General features: G+C 68.9%; 23 protein-coding genes. 8 read left to right on the top strand and 15 right to left on the bottom strand.

Going from position 1 to position 23,313, the window contains the following annotated elements; translation table 11 throughout:
• Positions 1-197 precede the first annotated feature (197 nt).
• Together HCC78_RS09980 and HCC78_RS09975 are read left to right on the top strand one after the other, a co-directional pair.
• Positions 198-584 carry a hypothetical protein gene (locus tag HCC78_RS09980; RefSeq protein WP_172328620.1) on the top strand — a complete coding sequence of 129 codons (387 nt, stop codon included), beginning with the start codon at positions 198-200 and terminating at the stop codon, positions 582-584.
• Entirely contained in the window at positions 581-1,255 is a 675-nt protein-coding gene (locus tag HCC78_RS09975; protein ID WP_172328619.1) for an HTTM domain-containing protein, read from the top strand. The genes HCC78_RS09980 and HCC78_RS09975 overlap by 4 nt, the downstream gene beginning before the upstream one ends.
• A gap of 1 nt (position 1,256) precedes the next feature.
• Here the strand turns inward: HCC78_RS09975 and HCC78_RS09970 are convergent, their stop codons facing one another.
• A complete protein-coding gene (locus HCC78_RS09970) occupies positions 1,257-1,685 on the bottom strand; it encodes a MarR family winged helix-turn-helix transcriptional regulator (protein WP_172328618.1) in 429 nt (142 codons plus the stop codon).
• A gap of 104 nt (positions 1,686-1,789) precedes the next feature.
• Here HCC78_RS09970 and HCC78_RS09965 point away from each other — a divergent pair, with 104 nt between their 5' ends.
• Entirely contained in the window at positions 1,790-2,218 is a 429-nt protein-coding gene (locus HCC78_RS09965) for an organic hydroperoxide resistance protein (protein WP_172328617.1), read from the top strand.
• Positions 2,219-2,238: 20 nt separating this feature from the next.
• Here HCC78_RS09965 and HCC78_RS09960 read toward each other — a convergent pair whose 3' ends face one another.
• Positions 2,239-3,315: an N-acetylmuramidase family protein gene (locus tag HCC78_RS09960; protein WP_172328616.1), complete on the bottom strand. Its 1,077-nt coding sequence runs from the start codon at positions 3,313-3,315 to the stop codon at positions 2,239-2,241.
• Between the two features lie 85 nt (positions 3,316-3,400).
• Entirely contained in the window at positions 3,401-4,912 is a 1,512-nt protein-coding gene (gene gatB, locus HCC78_RS09955) for an Asp-tRNA(Asn)/Glu-tRNA(Gln) amidotransferase subunit GatB (protein ID WP_172328615.1), read from the bottom strand.
• A 302-nt stretch (positions 4,913-5,214) separates the two neighbouring features.
• On the opposite strand from gatB, the gene HCC78_RS09950 reads away from it, so the two are divergent.
• Positions 5,215-5,709, top strand: coding sequence for a transglycosylase SLT domain-containing protein (locus tag HCC78_RS09950; protein ID WP_253949115.1), 495 nt, complete (start codon positions 5,215-5,217; stop codon positions 5,707-5,709).
• Positions 5,710-5,861: 152 nt separating this feature from the next.
• Here the strand turns inward: HCC78_RS09950 and HCC78_RS09945 are convergent, their stop codons facing one another.
• The 4 genes from HCC78_RS09945 to HCC78_RS09930 form a co-directional block, all read right to left on the bottom strand.
• Entirely contained in the window at positions 5,862-6,734 is an 873-nt protein-coding gene (locus HCC78_RS09945; protein WP_172328613.1) for a 1-acyl-sn-glycerol-3-phosphate acyltransferase, read from the bottom strand.
• Positions 6,735-6,841: 107 nt separating this feature from the next.
• Positions 6,842-9,070: a PAS-domain containing protein gene (locus HCC78_RS09940; protein WP_172328612.1), complete on the bottom strand. Its 2,229-nt coding sequence runs from the start codon at positions 9,068-9,070 to the stop codon at positions 6,842-6,844.
• Positions 9,067-10,245, bottom strand: coding sequence for an FIST N-terminal domain-containing protein (locus HCC78_RS09935; RefSeq protein WP_172328627.1), 1,179 nt, complete (start codon positions 10,243-10,245; stop codon positions 9,067-9,069). The genes HCC78_RS09940 and HCC78_RS09935 overlap by 4 nt, the downstream gene beginning before the upstream one ends.
• Positions 10,242-10,940 carry a response regulator transcription factor gene (locus HCC78_RS09930; protein ID WP_172328611.1) on the bottom strand — a complete coding sequence of 233 codons (699 nt, stop codon included), beginning with the start codon at positions 10,938-10,940 and terminating at the stop codon, positions 10,242-10,244. The genes HCC78_RS09935 and HCC78_RS09930 overlap by 4 nt, the downstream gene beginning before the upstream one ends.
• Positions 10,941-11,281: 341 nt before the next feature.
• On the opposite strand from HCC78_RS09930, the gene HCC78_RS09925 reads away from it, so the two are divergent.
• Together HCC78_RS09925 and mnmH are read left to right on the top strand one after the other, a co-directional pair.
• A complete protein-coding gene (locus HCC78_RS09925; RefSeq protein WP_172328610.1) occupies positions 11,282-11,992 on the top strand; it encodes a class I SAM-dependent methyltransferase in 711 nt (236 codons plus the stop codon).
• 38 nt (positions 11,993-12,030) lie between these two features.
• The gene (gene mnmH, locus HCC78_RS09920; protein WP_172328609.1) at positions 12,031-13,125 is read left to right on the top strand and encodes a tRNA 2-selenouridine(34) synthase MnmH; all 1,095 of its coding nucleotides are present in this window, start codon (positions 12,031-12,033) and stop codon (positions 13,123-13,125) included.
• A 554-nt stretch (positions 13,126-13,679) separates the two neighbouring features.
• Here the strand turns inward: mnmH and HCC78_RS09915 are convergent.
• Together HCC78_RS09915 and mutY are read right to left on the bottom strand one after the other, a co-directional pair.
• Positions 13,680-14,753 carry an alkane 1-monooxygenase gene (locus HCC78_RS09915; RefSeq protein ID WP_172328608.1) on the bottom strand — a complete coding sequence of 358 codons (1,074 nt, stop codon included), beginning with the start codon at positions 14,751-14,753 and terminating at the stop codon, positions 13,680-13,682.
• A 13-nt stretch (positions 14,754-14,766) separates the two neighbouring features.
• Positions 14,767-15,822, bottom strand: a complete 1,056-nt coding sequence (gene mutY / locus HCC78_RS09910; RefSeq protein ID WP_172328607.1) for an A/G-specific adenine glycosylase — start codon at positions 15,820-15,822, stop codon at positions 14,767-14,769.
• A gap of 78 nt (positions 15,823-15,900) precedes the next feature.
• Here mutY and HCC78_RS09905 point away from each other — a divergent pair, with 78 nt between their 5' ends.
• Positions 15,901-16,431 (top strand): DUF721 domain-containing protein, encoded by a 531-nt coding sequence (locus tag HCC78_RS09905; protein ID WP_172328606.1) that lies wholly within the window; start codon positions 15,901-15,903, stop codon positions 16,429-16,431.
• Positions 16,428-17,069 (top strand): DsbA family protein, encoded by a 642-nt coding sequence (locus tag HCC78_RS09900; protein WP_172328605.1) that lies wholly within the window; start codon positions 16,428-16,430, stop codon positions 17,067-17,069. The genes HCC78_RS09905 and HCC78_RS09900 overlap by 4 nt, the downstream gene beginning before the upstream one ends.
• 389 nt (positions 17,070-17,458) lie before the next feature.
• On the opposite strand, the gene lpxK is transcribed toward HCC78_RS09900, so the two are convergent.
• The 6 genes from lpxK to HCC78_RS09870 form a co-directional block, all read right to left on the bottom strand.
• Positions 17,459-18,451, bottom strand: a complete 993-nt coding sequence (gene lpxK / locus HCC78_RS09895) for a tetraacyldisaccharide 4'-kinase (RefSeq protein WP_172328604.1) — start codon at positions 18,449-18,451, stop codon at positions 17,459-17,461.
• Positions 18,451-19,734 carry a 3-deoxy-D-manno-octulosonic acid transferase gene (locus tag HCC78_RS09890; protein ID WP_172328603.1) on the bottom strand — a complete coding sequence of 428 codons (1,284 nt, stop codon included), beginning with the start codon at positions 19,732-19,734 and terminating at the stop codon, positions 18,451-18,453. Before HCC78_RS09890 ends, lpxK begins: the two co-directional genes overlap by 1 nt.
• An 18-nt stretch (positions 19,735-19,752) precedes the next feature.
• Positions 19,753-19,995, bottom strand: coding sequence for a DUF4170 domain-containing protein (locus tag HCC78_RS09885; protein WP_172328602.1), 243 nt, complete (start codon positions 19,993-19,995; stop codon positions 19,753-19,755).
• A 154-nt stretch (positions 19,996-20,149) separates the two neighbouring features.
• Positions 20,150-20,692, bottom strand: coding sequence for a hypothetical protein (locus tag HCC78_RS09880; protein ID WP_172328601.1), 543 nt, complete (start codon positions 20,690-20,692; stop codon positions 20,150-20,152).
• A 455-nt stretch (positions 20,693-21,147) separates the two neighbouring features.
• Complete coding sequence (locus HCC78_RS09875; protein ID WP_172328600.1) at positions 21,148-21,930, bottom strand: 3'(2'),5'-bisphosphate nucleotidase CysQ; 783 nt, start codon at positions 21,928-21,930, stop codon at positions 21,148-21,150.
• On the bottom strand, positions 21,917-23,263 hold the full coding sequence (locus HCC78_RS09870) for a TldD/PmbA family protein (protein WP_172328599.1): 1,347 nt from the start codon (positions 23,261-23,263) through the stop codon (positions 21,917-21,919). Before HCC78_RS09870 ends, HCC78_RS09875 begins: the two co-directional genes overlap by 14 nt.
• Positions 23,264-23,313: the final 50 nt, after the last annotated feature.

Here is a 23,313-nt window from a genome sequence, read left to right as displayed (position 1 = left end):
AGAGGATCGTGGCGCTTCCGTGACGAACTTGTCCCATAGGGCATCCTTCCATTCCTTCGAAAGGATCACACCATCAAACCGTGGGATCAAACAACTAGGCCATGGCACCGCCGCTGTCCAGCGGCTCGGGTAAGGCTCCGTTAACCACGATCTCCCAAAGATTGGGCCAGGGGACGGTCCCCTTTGCGGAGGCATCCATGCCCGGCACCTTCAGGCTGCTTCTCCCGGCGCTGCTGCCGTCCTGGCGGTTCTTCTCCGGCGTCGGCCCGTCGCCCCGGATCGAGATCCGCGGCGCGGACGGCCTGTGGCGGGAGCTGGCGCCGCGGCCTGCCCATGTGCCGGTCCTGCGGATGCTGCGGCGGCTCGCGTGGAACCCGCGCTGGAACGGACGGCTCTACCTGGTCAGCCTCGCCGAACGCATGGTCGAGGAACCGACCGCGCACAGCCTGTCCGAGCTCCGGTCGCGCATCCCGGCCGAACTGCCGCCCGGAACGCCGCCGCCCGCAGCCTTCCGCCTGACGTTCGTGTTCCGCCGCGGCGACCGGCTGGAGCGCGAGGTGCTCTGGTCCTCCGAAGATCCGTGACGCTGGACGCCGCCCTCCGCCTGACCGAGATCCTGCTGGGTCTCGCTTTGCTGCAGGCGGCGGCGGAGCACATGGCCCGGCCCGGCGACCGGGCGATACATGCCGTCCGCGCGGCGCTCTGCCTGGCGCTGGTGGCGGGGCTGGCGACGGACATGGTGCTGGCGGCGCTGTTCGCAACGTCGCTGCTGTTGCTGCACCGCTGGCAGGGGCCGTACAATGGCGGCTCGGACAGGATGGGGATTCTCATCCTTTGCTGCCTCTGCGCGGCGCGGCTGTTCCCGGCGCAGGCCGAGCTGTCCTTCGGCTATCTCGCCGCGCAGCTGGTGCTGAGCTATGCCGTCTCGGGCTGGGTGAAGATCGTCAATCCCGATTGGCGCAGCGGACTGGCGCTGTCGGATGTCTTCCGCTACTCCGCCTATCCGGTGGCGGAAGACCTGCGCGGGCTGGCCGGCAGGCGCGGCCTGCTGCTGGCGGCGTCCTGGGCGGTGATGGCGCTGGAGCTGCTCTTCCCGCTGGCCCTGGCGACGCCCTGGACGCTTGCGGCCGCGCTGGCGGCGGCGGGGCTCTTCCACCTGTCGAATGCCTGCGTCTTCGGGCTGAACCGCTTCCTCTGGACCTGGCTTGCCGCCTATCCATCGCTGATCTGGCTGCAGGCGCGGATCTTCGGCTGAGCTATCCGGCCCGCAGCCGCTGTCCGAGCGCGGCCACCTCGTCGCGCAGGGCGACCAGCGCGGCTTCGTCCAGTCCGGTCTTCTCGAAGATGCAGCCCGGCACATGCGCGGCGCGGGCCTGCAGCGCGCGGCCTGCCTCGGTCAGCCGGATGCGGACCTGGCGCTCGTCCCTGGCATCGCGCTGCCGCGCGACAAGCCCGGCCGCCTCCAGCCGCTTCAGCAGAGGGGTCAGCGTGCTCGACTCGAGCCCGACCTCGCGGCCGATGTCGCTGACCCGCGGCGGGTCCTCCGCAGCCCAGAGGGCCGAGAGCACGATATATTGCGGATAGGTCAGCCCCAGCGCGTCGAGCAGCGGGCGGTAGGCCTGCTGCATGGCCTGGGCAGCGGAATAGAGCGCGAAGCACAGCATGTCGGCGGGGCGGAGGGTCATGGCGATTAGGTATATCGCGCGCGATTGAGTTGCAAGAGATTGACTGACGCATAGCGGAGCCATATATATCGTGCACGATATAATCGTGGACAAGGAAAAAACTCATGTCGATCGACCCCAAGTACTGGACCGAAGCGAAGGCGACCGGCGGCGGCCGCAACGGCGTCGCCGCCCTGAAATCGGGGATGCTGACGGTCACCATGACCAGCCCGAAGGAGCTTGGCGGCTCCGGGGCAGGGCACAATCCCGAAGAGCTCTTCGCGCTCGGCTATGCCGCCTGCTATCTCGGGGCCATGCGCTTTGCCGCTTCCAGCGAAAATCTGGGCGAAGTGCCGGCGGATGCGACCGTCGAAGCCAAGGTCGGGATCGGTCCGCGCAGCGACGGCGGCTTCGGCATCACCGCCAAGCTCGTCGTCACCATGCCGGGCGTCGAGCGCGCCGTGGCCGAGAAGATCGTGGAGCGCGGCCATTTCATCTGCCCCTATTCCAACGCGACCCAGGGCAATATCGAAGTTACGACCGAGCTGGCCTGAGCACCGCCCTCCGCGGTGCCTCACTCGCCGGGATAGGCGGAAGGATCGAAACTGGCCGCAGCCGCGGCCAGTTTCTCGTCATAGCGGTTCGTCTTGTAGGCGCGCCCGTTGTAGCCGAGGGCGAAGTCCTCCCAGCGCTCTTCGCGCAGCGCATCGGCCAGCGCGACCGATTCGAGATAGGCGACCATGGCATCGAGCTGTCCCGCGGTGGTGAACTGCGAACTCACGAAGGACAGGATGTCCGCGTGGCCGGCCGCTTCGTAGTTGAATCCCATGATCTGGAACATGCCCCAGCCGGCGGACATCAGGGCCGCGTCGCGGTCCAGCGCGATCGCCCGCACCAGCCGGTCATATTCGCCCTGCCCGCCGACATAGTTCTTCGCGGTCCATGCGGCGGTGGAGATTTCCGGATGCTCGCTGTCGAATTTGTGCCCGGTCTGGCGGCTGAAGATATGGCCCTCGAAGAGCAGGGCGGGCAGGTTCGTGCCGGAGATGAATCCCGGGGGCCGCCCCTCCACCGCGATCAGCGCGTGCATGGTGGCCGGAGGCACGCCGAGGGCATCGGCGGTGCGGTGCAATTCGGGCAGCGTGACGGGCGCGGGCGGACCGGCGCGCATCTCTTCCATCCAGTCGGGCAGGGGAGTGTACGTGACCTTCGGCGGCGGCGCGATGCGGTCGGTGCCGCCGAACCGGCATTCGGCCTCGACATCGGGCGCCTCGCCCTGCGAGCGCGAATAGTAGCGCAAGCATTCACTGAAGGCGTCCTGGTAGTAGCTTTCCCAGGTGTTGCGGATCTCCTCGTTCAGCGTGGTGGTCTTGATGTAGTGCGACAGCCGCAGCCGGACCCGGACGTCCTGCTCCATCGCCTGGCTGACGAAACTTTCGAGGAAGACCCTCTGCTGTTCCAGTTCCGCGAGCTGCAGCTCGCCCTGCTGCTGGACCCGGGCCAGCTCCAGCTCGCGGGTCTTGATGATCCAGTTCACCGCAATGGTGGCAATGCCGATCAGGAAGGTGCCGCCGATCCACTTGCCGAAATCCAGCCATAGGGTCAGCCGTTCCTTCCGCGTCAGCCGGTCTGTGTCCGTGTCCTGCGCCATGACGCAAGGCTAGCATGGCAGGCGGCAGGCAGGCAGGAAAAAGGGGCCGCAAGGGCCCCTCTCCGCGTCGCCGCCGCGACGGGGCTCAGAGCCCCAGCTTGGCGGCCACCAGATCGTTCACGGCCTTCGGGTTGGCCTTGCCGCCGGTGGCCTTCATCACCTGGCCGACGAACCAGCCGGCAAGCTTGGGATTTTGCTTGGCCTTCTCGACCTGCGCCGGATTGGCGGCGATGATCTCGTCGACTGCCGCCTCGATGGCGCCGGTATCCGTGACCTGCTTCATGCCGCGGTCCTCGACGATCTTCTCGGGATCGCCGCCTTCGGTATAGACGATCTCGAACAGGTCCTTGGCAATCTTGCCGGAAATCGCGTCCGACTTGATCAGCCGGATGATGCCTGCCAGCTGTTCCGGGGATACCGGGCTGTCGCCGATCGCCTTGTCGTCCTTCTTCAGCCGGCCGAAGAGCTCGTTGATCACCCAGTTGGCCGCGAGCTTGCCGTCGCCGCCCTCGGCGACGTTCTCGAAATAGGCGGCGTTCTCGACCTCGGCGGTCAGCACCGAGGCGTCATAGTCGGTCAGGCCGAAATCCTGCATGAACCGCGCCTTCTTGGCGTCGGGCAGCTCGGGCAGCGAGGCGGCGATGCCGTCGACCCAGGCCTGCTCGATCTCCAGCGGCATCAGGTCGGGGCAGGGGAAGTAGCGGTAGTCATGCGCCTCTTCCTTCGAGCGCATCGACCGCGTCTCGTTCCTGTCCGGATCATAGAGCCGGGTTTCCTGGTCGATCTTGCCGCCGTCTTCGAGGATCGCGATCTGGCGGCGCGCCTCGTAGTCGATCGCTGCCTGGATGAAGCGCATCGAGTTCATGTTCTTGATCTCGCAGCGGGTGCCGAGATGCGAGAAATCCTGGGTCTCCTGGTATTTCTCGTACTGGCCCGGGCGGCAGACCGAGACGTTGACGTCGGCGCGCAGGTTGCCGTTCTGCATGTTGCCGTCGCAGGTGCCCAGGTAGCGCAGGATCTGGCGCAGCTTGCCCACATAGGCCGCCGCTTCCTCGGGGCCGCGGATGTCGGGACGGCTGACGATCTCCATCAGCGCGACCCCGGTGCGGTTGAGGTCGACGAAGGACATGTGCGGATCCATGTCGTGGATCGACTTGCCGGCGTCCTGTTCCAGGTGGATGCGCTCGATGCGCACCAGCCGCGCGATGCCCTCGCCCATCTCCACCAGGACCTCGCCTTCGCCGACGATCGGATGGTAGAGCTGGCTGATCTGGTAGCCCTGCGGCAGGTCCGGATAGAAGTAGTTCTTGCGGTCGAAGGCGGAGACCAGGTTGATCCCGGCCTTCAGCCCCAGCCCGGTGCGCACCGCCTGCTCGACGCAGAATTCGTTGATCACCGGCAGCATGCCGGGCATGGCGGCGTCGACGAAGGCCACGTTGGAGTTCGGCTCGGCGCCGAATTTCGTCGAGGCGCCCGAGAACAGCTTGGCCTCGGAGGACACCTGCGCGTGGATCTCCATCCCGATCACGAGTTCCCAGTCGCCGGTCGCGCCGGAAATCACCTTGGGTTTCGGGGTGTCGTAGGTCAGGTCGAGCATGGGATCTCCGTCGAGGGCTTGGCCGGGATGGGGTCTTCTACGCCAAGCGGGGCGCGGGAAACAAGGCCCGGCGGGCGGGCGGAACGTTACAGCGGATGAGCGGGGATCTGCCCATTTCGGCAGGGCGGGAAACATTGGCTTTGCCGAATGGGGAACTCGGCCTAACCGGACCAACGGCGAAATTGCGATTGAGGTTCCGCATGACGAAGCTCCGGCTTTGCGTTCTGGTCTTGAGTGTGGCCCTTGGGGCCTGTTCCGTGGAAAATGGCCCCGCCCTGGCCAACCGCACGGAATCCCCCACGATGGCGTGGGACAAATCGGCGAAGGGCGAAGTCTGGACGCAGGCCGCGCTGAAGGCGCTGCAGGAACACGGCAGCAACCTGCCCGCGATGGTTCCTAAGGATATCGACAATTACTGCCCGGGCTACAAGACCGCGTCCACCGAGGACCGGCAGGCCTTCTGGGCGGGCCTGATCTCGTCGCTGGCCAAGCACGAGAGCACCTGGCGCGAGACCGCCGTCGGCGGCGGCGGGCGCTGGTTCGGCCTGGTGCAGATCTCTCCCGGCACCGCGCGCGCCTATGGCTGCGAGGCGAAAAGCGGCTCGGCGCTGCTCGACGGGTCCAAGAACGTGAGCTGCGCAATCCGCATCATGAACCGCACGGTGCCGCGGGACGGCGTGATCTCGGCAGGCATGCGCGGCGTCGCGGCCGACTGGGGTCCGTTCCATTCCTCGCGCAAGCGCAACGAAATGATGTCCTGGGTCAGCAGCCAGGGCTACTGCCAGCCCAAGGGCTGACCGCGGCACCGCCCCCGGGCCGCAGCCTGCGGTCCGCGCCGGCGGGACAGGGCAAGGCGCCTGTCCCGGGGGGCACCGACTTTCCTCGCATCCGCAACCGCCGCAGGCGCCCTCCGCAAGGGGGCGTCCTGTCTTCCGCGGCAGCGGCGCTGTCAGTAGCTCAGGAGCTTGGTCTTCGCGACCCAGCGGCTGTTCTGCACCAGCGAGACATTCGGCGCGTAGCGGCCGCCGAGCGCCAGCGTGGCCTTGCGCAGCATCTCGATCCCGTCCTCGGACTTGACCGGCAGCGAGGCCGGCGAGATCGGCTCGCCGATGGTGACGCGGTAGGGCTGCTTGGCCTTGTTCAGCGTCTCGTGGAACAGCGTGATGTCGCGCAGGGTCGGGTGCAGGAAGTCGAAGAGATAGAACAGCACCGAGTTGCGCGCGCGGATGTTGACCGGGATCACCGGCAGGTCGAACTTGCGCGCGATCATCGCCGCGGAGGCCATCCAGGGCCGCTCGTAGAGCTTCAGCCCGCGCCGCTTCGCCAGCCGCCCGGAGGGGAAGATCACGCCGATCCGGCCCTGGTCCACCGCCTTGCGGGTATAGGCCATGGTCTCGCGCGTCTTGGAGTGGCTGCGCTTCTCCTTGCGCCATTCCACCGGGGCGATCATGCCGTCGAATTGCGGCAGCACCCGCAGGATGTCGCTGTTGGCGTAGAAATACGCGTCCGAGCGGACCTGGTTCAGCACCGTGTTCAGGATGATGCCGTCGGCGATGCCGGTCGGGTGGTTCGCGACGATCAGCGCGGGCCCCGCGGCGGGGATGTTGTTGATGCCTGCGAATTCCAGATCCTTGGCCAGCATCTCGCCCAGCTGGCGCATGATCTCGCCGACGGGGAGCGGGTCGAAATGTTCGCCCAGGCGGACCGTCTTGGAATAGCCCAGCATCCGCGTCAGGGCGAAACGGCATGGCGGGGCCCATGGAATCTCCGAGAACAGCCAGGGTGCCCTTTCGGCAATGAGAGGATCGATTCTGTCTTGCATCCGGATATCCTGACCGCGATCTGCGACGGCCCCGTGACAATATGCGCTGCACATGCCTGTCTTCAAGGCAATTTGCGGGACCGTTGCTGCATGCGGCGACGCTGCGCCTACCCGGTCAGGCTTATAGCAGGCCGCAGCAGCGCGTCTATGCGGCGGTGGAGCGCGTCCGGATCGATCGGCTTGCGGGCAACCTCGACCCCGCGGCGCTCCATTTTCTGGCGGAGTTCCAACGATTTGTCCGAGGCAATGACCAGCGTCGGCAAGGTGCCCAGCTGCGGGGCGGCGGCCCTCAGCCCGTCGAGCTGTCCGACCCCTTCGCCGCGGTGGATCCCGAGGATCACCAAATCCGGGAGGATGTCTATCTCGCCCAGGAGCGCCGCTGCCTCGGCCGCGTCCGGCACGTCGAGAACCTCCATCTGCCAGACGTCGAGCTGCTGCGCGAGCGCGGCGCGCAGGGTCTCGTCCGCCTCGACGATCAGCGCGATCTGGCCCTCCAGCGCGGAGCTGGCGGCGCGGGCCGGGTCGGTGCGCGCGCGGGCGACATGGGCGGCGGGCGCGGCGCGGGCGAAGGTCACCGAGAAGACGCTGCCGCGGCCGGGCTCGGAACTCAGCGCGACGGTGTGGCCGAGCAGCGCGCAGGCGCGCTCCACGATGGCGAGGCCGAGCCCGACGCCCTCGGAAAGGTCCGCCGCCTCGCTGCCGCGGTGGAACTCGCGGAAGATCGACTGCTGGTCCTCGGGCGCGATGCCGACCCCGGTATCCCAGACCTCGACCCGCAAAGCGTCGCCGGTGCGCCGCGCGCCCACCAGAATGCGGCCCGCGGGGGTGTAGCGCACCGCGTTGGCGATCAGGTTCTGCAGGATGCGGCGCAGGTAGATCTGGTCGGAGGTCACCGTGGCCGAGCAGGCCACGATGGTCAGCTGCAGCCCCTTGGCGCGCGCCATCGGCTCGAACTCGTCGGCCAGCGTGTTCAGCACCAGCCCCAGGGGAACGGGGGCGGGATCGACGGCCGCGAGGCCCGCATCGAGCCGGGAGATGTCGAGCAGCGAGGCCAGGATCGTCTCCACGCTGACCAGCGCGTTGCGCGTCCGCTGCAGCGTCTCGCGCTGCTGGACCGGGCTGGCCCCGCCTTCCTCCAGCGAACTGAGGAACAGCTTGGCGGCGGACAGCGGCTGCAGCAGGTCGTGGCTGGCCGCCGCGACGAAGCGGGATTTCGAGGAATTGGCGCGCTCGGCATCGGCGAGCGCGTGTTCCAGGTCCAGCGTGCGCTCGGCCACCCGCTGCTCCAGCGTCTCGTTGGCCTGCACCATCGCGCGGATCGCCTCGCGCTCGGAGGTGACATCGGTGAAGCTGATGACGAAGCCGCGGTCGGGCGTCTCCTCGGCGAAAACGTCGAGGATGATCCGCTGGCCGCGCTGGATCTCGAAGCTCAGGGCAGGTCGCTCGGTCTCGCGCGCCACCCAGTCGCGCAGCGTCTCTGCATTGGCCGCGCCCGCGAACTGCACCCTTTCGCCGATCATGTCGAGCAGCCGCCCGAAGCGCGCGCCGACCGACAGCCGCCCGGCCGGGATCGCCAGGAGCGAGCTCAGCCTCTGGTTCCAGCCGATCAGGTGGTGGTCGGCATCGAAGATGCAGACGCCTTGGTTGACATGGTCCAGCGTCGCCCGGATCAGCCGCGCCTGGTCGTCGAGCATGCGTTCGCGCTCGCGCCGCTCCAGCCGGATGATGTCGGTGATGTCGGTATGGATCATCACCGTGAAGCCGTCCGGCGTGCGCTGCTCGCTGACCTGCAGCCAGCGGTCCCAGATCAGCCGCACGTTGAAGACGACGTAATCCTCTCGGTGCTTGTCCTTGCGCTGGTTGCGCCATTCGCGGACCGAGACGTCGGGCGGCAGCACCAGGTGGCGGCTCTCGCTGACCATGTCGACATAGGCGTTGAACTGCAGGCCCGGCTCCATCCGCGCCTGGATGTCGGGCAGGTGCTGGCAGAAGCGCGAATTGCACAGCACCAGGCGTTCCTCGGCGTCGAACAGCGCGAAGCCTTCCTGGATCGCCTCGATCGCGTTCGACAGGTTCGCCCGGTCCTTCTCGGCGCGGATCGTGGCGTCGGTCAGCTGCGAATTGGCCTGGTTCAGCAGGTCGAGGGTTCGCTCCAGGTCGCGCGTGCGGTTGCGGACCTGCTCCTCCAACATGACGGCGCGCTGGAAATGCGCGTAGCCCGCATTCTGGTCGGAGAAGCCCTGTTCCACACGCCGCATCAGCACGGTGGCGATCTTCAGCAGCTTGTCGCGCTGGCGTTCGAGGCTGTCCTCGGGATTGACCAGTTCCTGGGTCATGGCAGTTCCGTGTCGGGCGGGTAGATCGCCGCGCCGGTCAGCGTCTGGTTCACATGGGTGGCGTGGAATTGCTCGCCATAGGTGTTGAAGCCGACGACGCCATGGCGGGCAAGCACGCGGGAGAGCGCGCCGACCTCCTGGGTCTGCTCGGCCTCGATCCGGCGCAGCATGCAGTCGAAGCCCAGGATCGAGGCGGGGGCGCCGCCCTCCGACAGCCGCCCCAGCTCGCGTTCCAGATGCGCCACGATCGGCTCCGCCTGCGCCAGCGTCAGCACCACGCCCTCGGCGATGGCGGAATGGAAGACCAGGTTGCCCTCCTCGTCGACCCGCTGGATCGACCGGACATGGTGGGTGTCGCCGATCCGGACCAGCAGCGGATGCGCGGCGAAGGTCATGGAATCGAGCTGCTCGGGATCCTTGCGCAGGATGCGGGCATATTCGCGCCCCGCGGGTTCGGCATTGATCTCGGTGACCAGGCGGCGGGCCGGATCGGCGCCGGTGACGACCATCTGCGCGTCGGTCGGGCTGAGATGGTCGAGGGTGAAGATCTTCACCCGGCAGGGGGTGCGCACCAGCGTCAGCACGGCGGCATCGGTCAGCGCCTCGCCCTCGTGCAGGATGAAGGCGCGGGTGAAGGCGGCATCGTCGCCGGCCGAGCCTCCGAAGATCGGCACCGGCCCCATGGTCATGGCCAGCGCGCCCATCAGCATGTCCTCGGCCAGCGACAGCCCGTCGATCAGGGTGAAGGCGAATTCGGTGGTCCAGCCGGGCGCGCGGCGCTCCAGATCCGAGCGGGCGCGCAGGACGCGGTAGCTGAGATCGTGGTTGTCGACCTCGTGCAGGTTGCGCACCAGGATCGTGTCGCAGGCGAACAGGCTCTGGCGGAAGCCGAGCGCCATGATCTCGCGCGAGGCATAGCCCGCCCCGGTGATCTCGCCGGCGGTGGTGCAGCCGATCACGGTGATGCCTGGAAAGACCCGCATGGCCTCGGCGGCGATCTTGGCGACCTCGGCGACCGGCGACACGAACAGCGCCACCAGATCGCCCGGCTCCAGCGCCAGGCCGCGGGCGATGCGCTCCAGCGCATCGGGGGCGTCGCAGGGCGCATTGGCGGAGGCGAGGACCGGCGCCGCGCGGGCGAGGTCCCCGGCAAGGGGTCCCGCTGTCCCGGCTATTGCGGCTCTCCGTCGTGCAGGACGTGGCTGAACCGCGCCGACTGCGCGATCAGCACGGCCTGGGTGCGGCTCTGCACCCCGAGCTTGCGCATGATCGCAGTGACATGGGCCTTCACCGTGGTTTCGGCGATCGACAGGTCATAGGCGATCTGCTTGTTCAGCTTGCCCTCGCAGATCAGCTCCAGGATGCGCGCCTGCTGTTTGGTCAGCAGCGACATCCGCTCCAGCGGGGCGTCGCCGGCATCGCTCTGGTCCGGCTCGATCGGGACGTAGCCCGGCGGGGTGAAGCGCTCGCCGTTGGCCAGCGCCTCGAAGGCGCGCTGGAACACGTCGCGCTGGCTGTGCTTGGGCACGAAGCCCGCGGCGCCCGCGCGCAGCGAAGAGGCGATCATCCGGTTGTCGGCCATCGAGGAGACGATCAGGACGGGGATGTCCTTCGCCGCCTTGCAGATCCGCACCAGCCCGTCCAGCCCGCGCACGTCCGGCAGGTTCAGGTCCAGCACCACCACGTCGGGCAGGTCGCCGGTTTCCAGCATCTCCAGCGCCGTGGACAGGCGTTCCGCCGTGCGGATGTCGGTGATCGAGGTGCAGAGCCGCAGCGTCATGGTCAGCGCATCGCAGAACAGCGGATGGTCATCCACGATCAGGGCGGTGCGCAGCTTCGGCGCGGAGGAGGTGGGCAGAGGACTGGTCATGCCCTTTTCTAGCACCGCTGCCCGTCCGCCACCAAGACCATGCTTTCGCGCGGGCGCTAGACATTGGTCGGAGGCGTCCCGGCGCGCCCGGGCCGGGCGCCGGATTCCGCGGCATCGCGCCGGACCGCGTTAACCGGGGCGACCTATTCTCTGGACCGAATGCATTCATCTGCGTTAATCTGTGATGGCAAAGTGATTGAAACGTGATAACGATTGCCATCCCCTTTCCCGCGGCTGCGCCGGTTCCGGCACGGTTTCAATTTCAGTGGGAAGGGGTTGGTTGGAGACGATGTTTCCGGTCCCGGCGGGTGCGGCGTCCGGGCAGATGTACGGGGTTGCACATGAAGGATTTTGCGGCGGTCGAACAGGAAGCGGCGCCCCTGCGGGTTCCGGAGTCCTGCTACTCCGAGACGGATGCCTGGTGGCGGCGGGCCCGGGCAGCGCTTCCGGCCAAATGCAAGTTCCTCGGCAACGAGGCCCGCTGGGCGGGCAGCACGGTTCTCCAGCTTCAATGCGAATCCGGGATCATGGCCGACGGGCTGCTGCGCCGCGGCTGCGACGTCACCGCCGTCGACACCCGCGCGGCGATGGTCGATGCCGCCGGCGAACGCTCGGCCGCGCATGGCTACCGCATTTCCTACCGAAAGGTGCCGCGGCTCCATGAGCTGCCTTTCGCGGACGGGCAGTTCGACATCGTGCTCTGCGACCATCTCTTCGACCGGGACATCGACCTGGGGCCGGTGCTGGACGAGATTGCCCGGGTGACCCGGCGCCACGGGGCGCTGATGTTCTCCTGCACGCGTCCGGGCCTGCTGGCCGCCCTGCGGCTGAAGCTGCTGCCGGGCCGGACGGCGCCGGGCCTGCCCAAGCAGATGGGCCGCCGCAGGGGGATCACCCCGCGCCGTCTGTCCGCCCTGTTGGAGCAGGCGGGCTTCACCCCGCGCCAGATCCGCGGCCTCGCGGCGCGCGGCCTGCCGGGCCTGGCGCCGCCCAGCTACTGCACGGTCCGCGCCAGCCGCCCGCTCTGGCTGGGCACCGCGCTGAAGGACTGACCCTTTCCCTCCGGCGCGACTGGCGCTAGGGAGGGGCCATGCTCCTGCAGATCGACACCCTTTCCGGCTTCTTCGATCACGGCCACGACGACGTGATTGATGTCCGCAGCCCCGCCGAATTCGCCGAGGACCACGTCCCCGGAGCGATCAACCTGCCCGTGCTCGACAACGAGGAGCGGGCCAAGGTCGGCACGATCTACAAGCAGGAGAGCCGCTTCGGCGCGCGCAAGATCGGCGCGGCGCTGGTGATCCGCAACATCGCGCGGCATCTGGAGACCGAGCTGGCGGACCGTCCGGCGCCCTGGCGGCCGATGGTCTATTGCTGGCGCGGCGGCCAGCGCTCGGGCACCTTCACCTGGCTCCTGCGCGAGGTCGGCTGGCGCGCGGGCCAGGTCGACGGCGGCTACCGCACCTATCGCAGGCTGGTGGCGGCGATGCTGCACGACACGCCCTTGCCGCACCGCTTCGTGGTGCTCTCGGGGATGACCTGCACCGCCAAGACCGCGCTGCTGGAGGAGCTTGCGCGCGACGGCATGCAGGTGCTCGATCTCGAGGGGCTGGCGCGGCACCGCGGCTCGGTCTTCGGCGGCCATGCCGCGGATCCGCAGCCGGCGCAGAAGATGTTCGAGAGCCGCATCGCGCAGGTGCTGACCGGGTTCGACCCGTCCCGGCCGGTGGTGGTGGAGGCGGAAAGCTCCAAGATCGGCGACTGCCTCGTCCCGCCGCGGCTCTGGGAGCGGATGTGCGGGGCGCCGCGCGTCGAGATCAGCGCGCCGCTGGAGCAGCGCTCGGAATTCTTCCTGACCGCCTATGCCGACCTCGTCGCCGATCCCGACGGGTTCTGCGCGACGCTGGACAAGCTGGTGAGGCTGCAGGGCCACGAGCGGGTCTCGGCCTGGCAGGGACTTGTGCGGCAGGGCGCCTTCCGGCAGGTGGCGGCCGAGCTGATGGAGCTGCATTACGACCCGCGCTATGCCCGCTCCGAGGCACGCCACGGCAATGTCGCGGCAGCCGAGATGCATCTGGCCTCGCTCGCCCCGGCCGGGCTGCGGTCGGCCTCGGCCGATCTGGCGGCCGCGATCCTGCATGCGGATGCCGCCCGGACCCAGCCGCGGGAGACCGTCGCGGGCTAGGCTCCGCAGGCGCGCCGCCCCGTGCGGGCAGGCCGGCGGCCTCGCCCTGCGACGCGGCAAGCCCGGCGCCCGCCGGACCGCATTGCAGGCAGATGGAGACCCGCGCCCTTCCGTGACAAGCGGCACCGGCCAAGCTGTCAGCGCGCTGGGTGGGGCCTGTCCCTCCGCCGACGGATCCCGCGTCGGTACCTGCCGACCCGTTGCGCGCCCGATCCCCGTCACCAGTATCGGCGGCTTGCCGTCGTCCATGGTGCCGGGAGGGCGTCCCGGATGCGATGACGGCATGTTTTCCGAGGGCGCGGTGCCCGTTGGCGCAGGGTCCGGCAAGATTGCGTGCCGCCAGGGCGGCTCTTCAAGGCCGTCCTCTTGGGAAACAGGCCCAAGATCGGTCAGGCGCCATCGCCGCCGGGCACGCCGGAGCGCACGCAGCCGGGGCAGGCTGCGCGGGCTCCCCGCAGTGGCGCCCGGCCGTGCCATGCGCGTCGCCGCCTGGCATCGCGTTGCCTCGCCACGGTCCGGGCGGCGTGCGCCTCCATGCGATCTGGGACGGCATGTCAGTGCGCCGGATCGTGGCGCCGCTGCCAGGCCCGCAGCCGCGGGCGCATCCGCGCATGCCAGAGCGGCGGCACCAGCGCCAGCACCGTCATCACCGGATAGCCGTGCGGCAGGCTCGGCGCCTCGGGGCGGTTTCGCAGCAGCGGGTAGGGCCGCATCGGCGCGACATGATGGTCGGAATGGCGCTGCAGGTTGATCAGCAGCCAGTTCGACGCCTTCTGCGCCGCGTTCCAGGAATGCTGCGGCCCCACCGGCTCGTAGCGCCCGTCCGGCAGGCGTTCCCGGGTCAGCCCGTAATGCTCGACATAGTTCACCAGCTCCAGCTGCCAGACCGCGGCCAGTGCCTGCCACACGAAGAGCAGAAGCCCCGCCGTTCCGCCGAGCGCGAAGGCCAGCCCGAGGCAGCCGCCCTGCAGCGCGGCGTAGAGCCAGAACGGGTTTGAAAGATGCCGGGCCGGGCGGCCGCGGCGCGCCTGCCGCCGTGCCTCGCAGGCCAGCGCGCTGGCAAGGCTCCCGGGCAGGACGCGCAGGAAATAGCGCCAGAAGCTCTCTCCCTCGCGCGCCGTGGCCGGGTCGAGCGGGGTGGCGACATGGACATGGTGGACCAGAAGATGCTCGGTGCGGAAATGGCTGTAGAGCACTGTGGCGAGCAGCAGGTCGCCCAGCCGCCGGTCCGCCCGTCCGGGGCGGTGGATCAGTTCGTGCGCATAGGTGATGCCGACCGTGCCGGTGAGGATGCCGGTGCCGAAGAACAGCAGCGCCAGCTCCGGCCCGGATAGGTCCAGCCGGCCATGCGCCGCGATCAGTCCGAAGAGCGTCGCGAACTGCACCGGCACCCAGAGCCGCACCAGCGCCAGATGCCAGCCGATGCCCAGCGGCGCGGTCCCTGCCTGCGACCGGTCCTCGCCCAGAAGCCGGTCGAGCACCGCGAACAGCCCCCAGCTGGCCAGGGGCGGCAGCAGCAATGCCCAGCCGCCCGATGCCGCCGCCCAGAGCACGATCGGCACCAGGCAGAGCGAGGACCAGTAGGGCAGGGCGCGGGTGACGCCGTCGGCGCGGACGAGCAGGGACATGTTGCCTCCTGCGTCACATCTCCTCGAACCAAGGTTTCGAAAGGGTGAACGCCTTGCGCATGACCGTCGGCAGATGGGCGGAGCGGAACCGCGCCTTCTCGACGAAATGGCCGCGCCGCGGGTCGGTGGCCTGCGGCAGCCGCGCCACCATCGGCCGCAGCCGCAAATGGAAGTGGGTGAAGGTGTGGCGCACCTCGCCGTTCAGCGTCTGCCAGTCGCCGGGGGCGGGCGGCATGGCGACCGGTTCTGCCTCGGCCCAGTCGCTGCCCGGCCAGCCCAGCATCCCGCCCAGCAGCCCGGAGGCGGGCCGCGTCTCCAGCAGCCACGCGCCGTCCTCGCGCCGTCCGAGATAGACGATGCCCAGCCGGGTCGGCTTCTCCTTCTTCGGCAGCTTCCGCGGCAGTTCGGCGGCATTGCCCTCGAAGCGCGCGACGCAGGGCTCCCGCCAGGGGCAGATGCCGCAAGCGGGGTTCCTGGGCGTGCAGATCGTGGCGCCCAGATCCATCACTGCCTGCGCATAGTCCCCGGTCCGTTCCTGCGGCGTCAGGGCGCGGGCCAGCTTCACCAGCTCGGGCTTCGAGGTCGGCAGCGGCGTCTCCACCCCGTGGAGCCGCGCCATGACGCGTTCCACATTCCCGTCGACCACCGTTTCGGGCCGGTCGAAGGCGATCGCGGCGATCGCTGCCGCGGTATAGGGGCCGATGCCCGGCAGGCCCAGCAGGCCTTCCAGCGTGTCCGGGAACTGGCCCATCTGCGCCACTTCGCGGGCGCATTTCAGCAGGTTGCGCGCCCGGGCGTAGTATCCCAGTCCCGCCCAGGCGGCCATCACGTCGGCATCCTCGGCCGCGGCCAGCGCCTTCACAGTCGGCCATTCCAGCGTGAATCGGTGGAAATAGGCCTTCACCGCCGGCACGGTGGTCTGCTGCAGCATCACCTCGGACAGCCACACCCGGTAGGGGTCGGGCCGCTCTTCGGCGCCGGGCGGCACCCGCCAGGGCAGGACCCGCGCATGGCGGTCGTACCATTCCAGCAGATCGTCCGCCGTTGCCTCTGGACCTCTGTCACGCAAGCGTTATGCCTCCAACACGGTTTGCTCTGGCACCTGCAGCCAGAGCGGGTAATCTGGCGCCCGAACGGAAGGAGCGCAATGTCCGACGCTTGGAAATCACGGTCTCCCAAGACGCGGCGCGGCTACGGCTTCGCAAGCGCGGGCAGCCTTGTCCAGACCCGCATTGCCAAGGCGGGCGAGTCGCGCGGCTTCGCGATGACCCGGCTGCTGACCCATTGGACCGAGGTGGTGGGCGAGGATCTCGCCCGGATGTGCGAGCCGGTGAAGGTCGGCTATGCCAGGAAGGGCGGCTTCGGCGCGACGCTGACCATCTTGGTGCGCGGCGCCGCCGGTCCGATCATCCAGGCGCAGTCGGAAGTGATCCGCGCCCGCGTCAATGCCTGCTACGGCTACAACGCGATCGCGCGCATCGCGCTGACCCAGACATCGGGCCATGGCGGCTTCGCCGAGGCGCAGGCCGGGTTCCGCGCCGCGCCGCCCGCGCCGCCCATGCCCACGCCCGAGATCGAGGCCCAGACCGAGAGCGTCTCGGACCCCGGCCTGCGCGAGGCGCTGGCCGGGCTCGGTGCCAGAATTCACGCAAGAAAACACAAGGGACGACCCCAATGATCGCACGTCGCGAGCTTCTGACCTCCGCGCTCATGCTCGGCACGGCCACGATGCTGCCCTCATTCTCCTTCGCGCAGGATGCTGCCCCGGCGGATGCGCCCGCCGATCTCCCCGAGATCCCGGACATGGTTCTGGGCAGCGCGGATGCGCCGGTGAAGGTGATGGAATATGCCAGCTTCACGTGCCCGCATTGCGCCAATTTCCATGCCAACGTGTTCCACGAGCTGAAGGCGAACTACATCGACACCGGCAAGGTGCAGTTCACCTTCCGCGAAGTGTATTTCGACCGCTTCGGCCTCTGGGCCTCGATGGTCGCGCGCTGCGGCGGCGAGATGCGCTATTTCGGCATTGCCGACCGGCTGTTCTCGACCCAGCGCGAATGGACCAAGGCGGGCGATCCGGCCGGGATCGCCGACGCGCTGAAGAAGATCGGCCTGACCGCGGGCCTGACCTCCGACGAGCTCGACGCCTGCCTGAACGACGGCGCCAAGGCACAGGCGCTGGTCAACTGGTACGGCGCGAATGCCAAGGCCGACAACATCACCGCGACCCCGTCCTTCCTGATCGACGGCGAGCCCTACTCCAACATGGGCTACGACAAGTTCGCGGAGATCCTCGACGAGAAGCTCGGCGCCTGATCCAAGGCATCCCGTCCGCCGGGGTGCCGCTATGGCTCGATGACGGCCGCTGCTTCGCGCAGCGGCCGTTGCGATTCCTGCCGTTCCTGCGGGGTCCGCGCCGGGATTGCGGCTGCCGGCGACAGTTGCGGGCCCGCTGGCAGGGAATCGGCAACAGCCTGTCTGGCTGGATGGCCTTCCGGGCCGCAACGCGTGCACGGCCGATCCTTCGCAGCCATGTCCGGATGTCGCCGTCGCAGGTTCGCCATGGCGAGCCCATCCCGCAGCAGGACCGGTGTGCCGCGTCCCTTGGCGGCCGCAAGGCGGGTTGTCGCCGTCTTCCGGGCCAATCCCCCCGCCGGCTTCGGCGGAGAGACCGCGGGATGCTGCGCCTTCCGGCTGCGGGGAAGCTAGAGAATCCGGGCGAGGGCCATGTCGAGCGTTGACCAGTCGTCGCTGCCCAGCCGCACCGGCAGGGTCAGCACCTCGCTGCGCCAGCTCTGCGGCAGGCGGACGGCGTCCTTCTCGGTGGTGACCAGCTGCGCGCCGGTCAGGCGGGCCTCTGCCTGCAGCCGCTGCATCAGCGCCGGGCTCAGCGCCTGGTGGTCCGACAGCGCCTCGGCGCGGCGCAGATCGGCACCGAGACCGCGCAGCGTGGCGAAGAATTTCTCGGGCCGCCCGATGCCGGCGAAGGCCAGCACCGGCACGCCGCGCCAGTCCATCCCGGTCTGCAGCGGCATCAGCGCGGCGCGCTGGCGGGGCAGGCCTGCCGCGGCCGCGCCCCAGGCCGCGTCGAAGCGTGCCTGGGCGTCCTCGTTGCCGATGGTCAGCAGCAGGTCCGCCCGCGCCAGCCCCGGCGCCACCGGCTCGCGCAGCGGCCCCGCGGGCAGCGCGCGGCCATTGCCGAAGCCATGCGCCGCATCCGCGACGACGATCGACAGGTCCTTGGCCACGGAAGGATTCTGGAAGCCGTCGTCGAGCAGGATCGCCTCCGCCCCTTCGGCCTCGGCCATCCGCACGCCCGCGGCGCGGTCCCGGGCAACGACCACCGGCCCGAAGGCTGACAGCAGCAGCGGCTCGTCGCCGGTCAGCCCGGCATCGTGGCGCCGCGGATCGACCAGCAGCGGTCCTTCGGCGCTGCCGCCATGGCCGCGGCTGACCACCATGGCCCGCTTGCCGAGCGCGTCGAGCTTCTGCAGCAGCATCATGACGGCCGGCGTCTTGCCGGTGCCGCCGGCATTGATGTTGCCGGCGCAGATTACCGGCACTCCGGCACGGCACTCCGGCGGCCGGGCCACCCGGCGCGCGGTGCCGGCGGCATAGAGCGCGCCCAGCGGCGCCAGCGCGCGGGCCTGCCAGCCGGGACGGTCCGGCGGGTTGTCCCAGAAGCGCGGCGCCTGCATCAGGCGGCCTTTTCCGGAAGGTGCTCCAGGATCAGGGCGATCGCCTTGTCGGTGACATCGGCGCCCGACGAGCTGAGTTCCCAGGCGGCATAGGCCATCGGCGCGCTGCGCGAGGGCTGCATCAGCTCGGCCACGGTCGCGCCCAGCCCGGCGGCATCTTCGACGCGCAGCGCAGCGGCGGCGGCATCGAGCCGCGCATAGATGTCGGCGAAGTTATGGACGTGCGGCCCGTGCAGGATCGCCGAGCCGAGCGCGGCCGGCTCATAGGGATTGTGGCCGCCGACCCGCGCCAGCGAACCGCCGACGAAGCTGACCGGGGCCAGCCGGTACCAGAGTCCCATCTCCCCCAGCGTGTCGGCGACATAGACGTCGCAATCCTCGTCCGGGCTGGCGGTCTCGCTGCGCAGCCGCACGGCAAGGCCCTTCGCGGCCAGCATGTCGCGGATCGCGGGTCCGCGCTCGGGATGGCGCGGCGCGAGGATCATCAGCAGCCGGTGGGTGCCCTTCTGGGCGATGCGGTGCGCCTCTGCGGCGATCTCCTCCTCGCCTTCGTGGGTGGAGGCGGCGCACCAGAGCGGGCGGCCCTTGAGCATGCCGCTGAGCCGCGCCAGCTCGGACTCGTCGCAGGGCGGGGGCGGGGTGCCTTCCTTCAGCGTGCCGGTCACGGCCATCCGGTCGCGCGGCAGGCCAAGCTTGCGCAGATGCGCGGCGGTGGCGTCATCCTGCACCTGCACGGCGGCGAAGCGGTCCAGCAGGCAGCGCGCGGACTTGCCGATCGCATACCATCGCCGGGCGCTGCGTTCCGACAGCCGCGCGTTCAGCAGCAGGATCGGCGTGCCGCGGTCGGAAGTCTCGGTGATCAGGGCGGGCCAGAATTCGCTTTCGGTCCAGATCGCGAGGTCGGGCTGCCAATGGCCGAGGAAGCGGCGCACGAAGGGCACGACATCGAGCGGGATGAACTGGTGCACGCAGCGCGGCGGCATGCGCGCGGAAAGCAGCTCGGCCGAGGTGACGGTTCCGGTGGTGACGAGGAAATTCAGCGCCGGGTCGTGCAGGCCCAGCCGCTTGATCACCTCGAGGATCGACAGGCTCTCGCCGACCGAAGCGGCGTGGAACCAGACCAGCGGCCCCTCGGGGCGCGGCAGCGAGGCGTGGCCCTCGCGCTCGGCAAGCCGGGCGGGGTCCTCCTTGCCGCGGGCCAGCCGCTTCTGCAGCTGGCGGCGGCCCCAGCCCTCGGCATTGCGCGAAAACGCAAGATAGGCGGAGAGGGCGAGGGGCTTCATGCGGTCACGCGGAGAGGCTCAGCCGAGCTCTTCGGTCGCGGAGGCCGGGTTTTCCTGGTCGCGCAGGCGATGGATGTGGGCGATGAAGTAGCGCATGTGGGCATTGTCCACGGTGCGCTGCGCCGCGTCCTTCCAGGCGGAATGCGCGGAGTCGTAGTCGGGGAACATGCCGACGATGTCGATTGCCTCGACATCCTTGAATTCGTTGCGGGAAGGATCGACGAGCTCGCCGCCGAAGACAAGGTGCAGTCGCTTGGCCATTCTGGGAACCTCCGTGGCACTGTCCGGTCGCCCGCCTTGTGGTGCAATCGCAGCAAAGGGTCAAGATCGGGTAAAGTCGCGGGGGGCCGGACCGCGCGCAGCCCGGGCGGCGCGCCGGAGGTCCCCGACCTTCCGGTCGCCGGCCGGCGGCCGGTCAGGCGGTGCCGCGCCGCAGATGCAGCAGCCCCAGGCCCGCGGCCAGAAGGACGATGCTGCCGGGCAGCGGCACGGCAGCTTCCACGACGTATTGCGCCGAGAAAAACACTTCGCCGCTTGCAATGCTGACGTAGTCCTCATTCCAGAACACGCGGAAAGACGACCCGGAAAGCACCTCGTATCCGGCATCCAGACTCCCGTCATCTATCACCGCGAGGTCTGAAAGCGTTCCGCCGCCGTTGAAATCCAGATCGGAAAGAACGACTTCCGTCAGTCCCGAAAAGCTGTAAATGGAGGAATAGGTTCCGGGATTGAGGGAAATGACGAACAGGTCGCCGCCAATGCCCGCATCGAGATCATAGCCGATATTGCCATCCGTTTCGTCCACGCCGGGGCCAACGGAAATGGTCTCATTGTACGCTGCAATTTCAGCGCCGCCATTGAATACGTTCTTGGTGACGTTATCTCCGGCCAACGTCGCGCCATGTGCGGAATTCAGTGTTGCCAGAGCTAGGTAAGCTGCAGCCAGGAAAATTCTCATGGGTGACTTCCTTCCGAAACCTGATCGATGGCGGCGAACGCAGTCAGGTTGCACCGCGACAAGAGGATGTTTCTGGCCAGTGTTCGCCAGCAGTCCCTTTCGGTGTGGTTCTGGCCGGACTTCCGTTCTCCGGAAGGGAGAACAGTTCTGGCCAGCATGTCGCATGGCTGAATGGCTTTCAACTTTTTTGGGACGACGAACTTTCCATCGCAAGTTTCCCGGGCAGGCTGCGGGGAAGGAAATCCGGGGCCAGGCCGTTATCCATTCGGCCAAAAATGCCCAAACCCAAGCAGCGCTGCTTTTTTTTTTTTTCGGATATCCGCCGTTCTAAGCGCCGGGAACGCCTTTGCCGGGAAAAAACAGCGGAATCGCCTGCCGGTCCGAAGGCCCGCACCGGACGGGCGTTCAAGCGGAAATCGCAGGGTTCGGCCTTTTCCGGCGCGGCCGGCCGGGTTTCACTTCGGCCGCCGCCGCGTCATCAGCGCCTGGTGGACCGCAGGGGAAGCGCAGACCAGTCCCGGATTGTGACGGTCGAGCGTGTTGAACCACAGCGCCTGGCCGAAACCGTCCGTGACCCTCGCCCCGGCTTCCGCCGCGATCAGCGTGCCGGCTGCAATGTCCCAGTCCCAGGTGTCGCGGAAGGTGGCCATCGCGTCGAAGCGGCCCTCGGCGACCAGAGCCATGCGGTAGGCCAGCGACGAGCGGAATTCGCGCCGGACCTGTGGCACGCCGCCCGGCCAGTGCACCGGCTCCATGGTCAGGCGGTTGGCTAGGATGTCGGCGCTGTCCAGCGTCGCGGTTTCCGTGGCCGACAGCCGGAGCTTGCCGTTCAGCCAGGCGCCCTGGCCGCGCGCGGCGGTGTAGGTCAGGCGGCGGGCGGGCAGGTGGATCACCGCCGCCGTCGGCACGCCCTGGTCCACCACCGCCAGCGACAGCGCCCAGGTGCGGTCGCCGGAGGCGAAGCTGCGGGTGCCGTCGATCGGGTCGATGACGAAGACATGCTCGGTCGAGAGCCGGTGCGGGTTGTCCTGCGTCTCTTCCGAGAGCCAGCCGTAATGCGGCCGCGCATCGAGCAGTAGCTTCAGCAGGTGCGCGTCGACGGCCAGATCCGCCTCGGTCACCAGCCCCTGGTTGCCCGGCTTCTCCCATTTCTCGGCGCCTTCGTCGAAGTAGCGCAGGGCAATCTCGCCCGCGCTCTTCGCCGCCTCGAGGAGCAGGTGCAGGTCACTGGCCGGCAATGGACATCCCTTCGATCAGCAGGGAGGGGATCACGCGGCTCAGATGCGGCCGTGCGTCATTGGCCGGGACGATGCGCAGCAGCATGTCCTTGAGATTGCCCGCGATGGTGCATTCGTTGACCGGATAGGCGGGGACGCCGTTCTCGATCCACATGCCGGCCGCGCCGCGCGAGTAGTCGCCGGTGGTCGGGTTGATCGTGGCGCCGATCATCGAGGTCACCAGCAGCCCGGTGCCGATCTGCGCCATCAGCTCCTCCTTGGAGGCGGCCCCCTGCGTCAGGGCCATGTTGCCGTTGGCGGGCGAGGGCGGGCTGGAGGTGCCGCGCACGGCGCTGCCCGTCGATGCCATGCCCAGCTTGCGCGCGGTGGCCAGATCCAGCGTCCAGCCGGTCAGCACGCCGTCCTTGACGATCTCGCGGTCGCGGGTCGGCAGGCCTTCGCCGTCGAACGGGCGAGAGCCGATGATGCGCGGGCGGTGCGGCGTCTCGGTCAGCGTCATCCCTGCGGGCAGGACCTGCTTTTCCAGCAGGTCGCGCGCCCAGGAGGCGCCGCGGGCAATGGCGCTGCCGTTGATCGCACCGAGCAGATGCGCGATCAGGCTGCCGGAGATGCGCTCGTCATAGAGGACCGGAAAGGTGCCGGTCGGCGGCTGGCGGGCGTCCTTGCGCGCCAGAGTGCGCTCGGCGGCAATCCGGCCGATCTCGGCGGCGCTTTCGAGGTCGCTGCCATGGGTGCGCTGCGAGCCGTAGTAGTCGCGCTCCATGCCGCCGCCCGTGCCGGTGATGGCGACGCAGTAGAGCCCGTGATCGGTGCGCTCGTAGCCTGCGGAAAAGCCGTTGGTGGCCGCCAGATGCAGCGCGCGGCGGCTGTAGCCGGCGCTGGCGCTTTCCACCTGCGAGATGCCGGGCGTGTCGAGCGCGACGGATTCCGCCTCGCGCGCGGCGGCCTCAAGCGCCGCCGGGTCGGGCTCGGGCGACGGATCGCAGAGATCTAGGTCGAGCGACTGCCAGTCCGTCGACAGCTGGTCCGGATCGGCCAGTCCGATCCAGGCATCTTCCGGCGCCTCGCGGGCCATGGCGACGGCGCGCTCGGCCATCGCGGCGAAGGTCTCGGGGCGGGTGTCGGAGGCGGAGACGCAGGCCTGCCGCTTGCCGATCAGCACGCGCAGCCCGAGATCGACGGACTCGGACCGTTCGACTTCCTCGAGCTTGCGCGCCTGCAGCCCGATCGAGACCGAGGCGCCGCGGGTCACGAGGGCATCGGCGCTTTCCGCTCCGGCGGCGCGGGCAGCCTCGAGCAGGTCGGCGGCGAGGTCGGACAGGGAGTCTGGCATGGATCGGGTCTCCTTCTTCGGCGCGGACGCCGCATTTCCCCGGGTGTGAT

The sequence above is a fragment of the Mangrovicoccus sp. HB161399 genome, from assembly GCF_013184745.1.
Taxonomy (GTDB): domain Bacteria; phylum Pseudomonadota; class Alphaproteobacteria; order Rhodobacterales; family Rhodobacteraceae; genus Mangrovicoccus.
Note: the sequence above shows the minus strand (reverse complement) of the source record. Positions and strands in the feature narration are given on the sequence as shown.

What these genes read in the sequence shown, in the direction of transcription:
- HCC78_RS09885 (WP_172328602.1), bottom strand. Translation starts at nt 19,995, where the DNA reads ATGGCCAAGCGACTGCACCTTGTCTTCGGCGGCGAGCTCGTCGATCCT.
- HCC78_RS09945 (WP_172328613.1), bottom strand. Translation starts at nt 6,734, where the DNA reads ATGCAAGACAGAATCGATCCTCTCATTGCCGAAAGGGCACCCTGGCTG.
- HCC78_RS09950 (WP_253949115.1), top strand. Translation starts at nt 5,215, where the DNA reads ATGGCGTGGGACAAATCGGCGAAGGGCGAAGTCTGGACGCAGGCCGCG.
- HCC78_RS09970 (WP_172328618.1), bottom strand. Translation starts at nt 1,685, where the DNA reads ATGACCCTCCGCCCCGCCGACATGCTGTGCTTCGCGCTCTATTCCGCT.
- HCC78_RS09870 (WP_172328599.1), bottom strand. Translation starts at nt 23,263, where the DNA reads ATGCCAGACTCCCTGTCCGACCTCGCCGCCGACCTGCTCGAGGCTGCC.
- HCC78_RS09980 (WP_172328620.1), top strand. Translation starts at nt 198, where the DNA reads ATGCCCGGCACCTTCAGGCTGCTTCTCCCGGCGCTGCTGCCGTCCTGG.
- HCC78_RS09940 (WP_172328612.1), bottom strand. Translation starts at nt 9,070, where the DNA reads ATGACCCAGGAACTGGTCAATCCCGAGGACAGCCTCGAACGCCAGCGC.
- HCC78_RS09880 (WP_172328601.1), bottom strand. Translation starts at nt 20,692, where the DNA reads ATGAGAATTTTCCTGGCTGCAGCTTACCTAGCTCTGGCAACACTGAAT.
- HCC78_RS09965 (WP_172328617.1), top strand. Translation starts at nt 1,790, where the DNA reads ATGTCGATCGACCCCAAGTACTGGACCGAAGCGAAGGCGACCGGCGGC.
- HCC78_RS09915 (WP_172328608.1), bottom strand. Translation starts at nt 14,753, where the DNA reads ATGTCCCTGCTCGTCCGCGCCGACGGCGTCACCCGCGCCCTGCCCTAC.
- HCC78_RS09900 (WP_172328605.1), top strand. Translation starts at nt 16,428, where the DNA reads ATGATCGCACGTCGCGAGCTTCTGACCTCCGCGCTCATGCTCGGCACG.
- lpxK (WP_172328604.1), bottom strand. Translation starts at nt 18,451, where the DNA reads ATGCAGGCGCCGCGCTTCTGGGACAACCCGCCGGACCGTCCCGGCTGG.
- HCC78_RS09890 (WP_172328603.1), bottom strand. Translation starts at nt 19,734, where the DNA reads ATGAAGCCCCTCGCCCTCTCCGCCTATCTTGCGTTTTCGCGCAATGCC.
- mnmH (WP_172328609.1), top strand. Translation starts at nt 12,031, where the DNA reads ATGCTCCTGCAGATCGACACCCTTTCCGGCTTCTTCGATCACGGCCAC.
- gatB (WP_172328615.1), bottom strand. Translation starts at nt 4,912, where the DNA reads ATGCTCGACCTGACCTACGACACCCCGAAACCCAAGGTGATTTCCGGC.
- HCC78_RS09925 (WP_172328610.1), top strand. Translation starts at nt 11,282, where the DNA reads ATGAAGGATTTTGCGGCGGTCGAACAGGAAGCGGCGCCCCTGCGGGTT.
- HCC78_RS09960 (WP_172328616.1), bottom strand. Translation starts at nt 3,315, where the DNA reads ATGGCGCAGGACACGGACACAGACCGGCTGACGCGGAAGGAACGGCTG.
- HCC78_RS09905 (WP_172328606.1), top strand. Translation starts at nt 15,901, where the DNA reads ATGTCCGACGCTTGGAAATCACGGTCTCCCAAGACGCGGCGCGGCTAC.
- HCC78_RS09930 (WP_172328611.1), bottom strand. Translation starts at nt 10,940, where the DNA reads ATGACCAGTCCTCTGCCCACCTCCTCCGCGCCGAAGCTGCGCACCGCC.